General features: G+C 34.6%; 1 protein-coding gene. It reads right to left on the bottom strand.

Annotation, left to right across the window (positions count from 1 at the left end; genetic code table 11):
- Nucleotides 1-45: 45 nt before the first annotated feature.
- Nucleotides 46-1,607 (bottom strand): IS3 family transposase gene (locus AC1DCY_RS27070; protein ID WP_477355753.1). Its coding sequence is split into 2 segments (ribosomal slippage): nt 46-950 and nt 950-1,607, totalling 1,563 coding nucleotides; the frame shifts between segments, so codons are not numbered across the junction.
- Between the last annotated feature and the right edge of the window lie 68 nt (nt 1,608-1,675).

Genomic DNA, 1,675 nt, shown 5'->3' with positions numbered 1-1,675 from the left:
TGAACTGCTCCCTGTCAAGTAGACAGTGGAAATAATAAAAAGCTTTTAAGCGGCTTTAGCCCTGTATTCTAATGGGCTTAAGCCGTTTAATCGTTCTTGGTATCTATCGTTATTGTAAAACTGGATATAATCCTCAATCGCTTGTTGTAACGCTTCAAATGTTTGGTACTTATGTAAATAATACTTTTCACATTTCAATGTTCCCCAAAATGATTCCATTGGTCCGTTATCTATACATTTGCCTACACGGGACATGCTATGAATCATCTCTGCTCCATCTATTCTTCTTTTAAATCCATGTGATGTGTACTGATAGCCACGATCACTATGAAGTAACGGTTGTTCTCCATCTTTTAAAGTAAGCATTGCTAAATCAAACGTTTTAAATACCAATTCATTATTATTTGAATGCCCCAATACATAACTGATAATAGAGCCATCGTAAAGATCTAGAATAGCGCTTAAATAAGCTTTCTTTCCATTTCCTAATTTGAACTCTGTCACATCTGTTACCCATTTTTCGTTGGGTTTGCTTGCAGTAAATTCACGATTTAATCGATTTTCAGCGACATGTTGTGCAGGTGAAGAAACATATCGCTTTCTTTTTCGACGAATCACGGATTGTAAACCACTGATTTGCATTAATCGATAAATTCGTTTGTGATTGAACTTTTTATTGTATTTACGATTGATATTTAAAGTCATTCTTCGATATCCATAAATTCCTTCGACTTGTCGATAAATAGCTTGGATATCCTGAAGAATCGCTTTATTCTCTAGCTCTCTAACTGTTGGCGTACGTTGTAGCCATTTATAATAGGCAGCACGAGATAAACCGGCAATATCACATAAAAGGATTACTGGCAGATTTTCTTTCGCATGTAACTCTTGAATCGCTCTATATTTATTTTGTAAACGAACGCTTGTTAACGATTCCTCCTTTCGAGTTCTTCCAACTTTTTTAAAAAGGCATTTTCTGCGCGTAATCGTTCATTTTCACGTTCTAAACGTTTCATTTCTAGCTTGAATTTTTCTTCATCTGTTAATTCATGTTCTTCTTTCTTGCGACCACGTTTATCCTGCAGAGCCTCTTCACCATTCGCTTCAAATTTTTTGACCCATTGATACACCTGTTGATAAGACACTTCATAGGTTTCTGCAGAGAGCTGATAGTTTTTCTGATGTTCTAGACAGTAATTTACAATCTGTATTCTTTCTTCTAACGTCGTTGTTCTTTTATTAGTCATAGAGTTTGTCATTCCTTTACCGGTATCCTTTAATTCTCTATGACTATTATACTTTTGAATCCAATTTCTCAAAACGGATTTGTCAGAAATCTTGTATTTTCTTGTAACTTCTTTTAAAGAATATTGTCCAGATAAATAGTCTTGTACAGCTGCTAACTTTAGCTCTTTTGAGTAAGGATTCCAAGAAGTGGACTCTTCAAGGCCAATTTCTCCATCTATTTCGTATTTGTAGTTCCATTCTTCAATGGTTTTATAAGAAACCTGGAATATAGTAGCTAATTCTGAAATTGTCTTTTGTCCTTTGTAAAGAAGTCTTAGAACTGCTAATTTTTCATCTTTTGAGTGGTTACTTCGAGCCATAAAAAAATGCCCCCCTAGATAAACAGATTTTTATTTTTTAATCTGTCTACCTAAAGGGGAGCATATCA

It is taken from the genome of Lysinibacillus sp. 10T31, assembly GCF_056394365.1.
The sequence above is the reverse complement of the archived record's forward strand: the minus strand, read 5'-3'. Positions and strand labels throughout refer to the sequence as shown.